Consider the following 659-nt stretch of genomic DNA (forward strand, 5'->3'; position numbering starts at 1 on the left):
GAAAGCCAAGGCGCGTTTATCATCAACTCTTTTCAATTTCGGGTGGCTCCAATCAAGTGCTTCTCCAGCACCAATAATCAGAACACCACCAAGTGCGAGTCGATCACCTAGTTCATTCAAAATTTCATGCCGAAGCTCGTTACGAAAATAAATCAGAACATTCTGGCAGTAAATTAAGTCCTGATTATTGATCGGGCTTTGACTTATATCGCGCATATTCTGTTTCGCAAAACATACACGCTGACGAATGTTTTCCTGAACCTGAAATTCATTTTCAGCTAGCTGTGTGAAGTACGTGCTTTTCCATGCTCGAGGCAACCCAGTCATACGACGTTGTTCATACACCGCGTGACGCCCCTTCCCTAAAACTCCCCAGCTCACATCAATGCCTGTGACACCAAACTTAGGCTCACACTTAATTTCTTTGAACAAGCTATCGCATAAAAATGCCAAGGAGTAACTTTCCTCGCCACTACTGCACCCTACGCTCCAAATAGCTAAGTTCCGGTCTTTCTTTCTCTTTAAGCGACTCTTCATTACCAAGTAAGCAAGAGCCATTGCATTGGAGTCTCGATAAAAACGTGTTTCACCGATAACTAATCGATCCAACAATACCAACCATTCTCCTAGCCCCTGCAAGGGTGCCGATACCTCTTGAA

Annotated in this window: 1 protein-coding gene; it reads right to left on the minus strand. The window is 44.2% G+C overall.

What is annotated here, in order from left to right:
- The coding region (locus tag A3739_RS06885) for a protein-glutamate O-methyltransferase CheR (RefSeq protein WP_156502424.1) at positions 1-659 on the minus strand (659 nt) is incomplete at both ends.

The organism is Oleiphilus sp. HI0067, assembly GCF_001635735.1.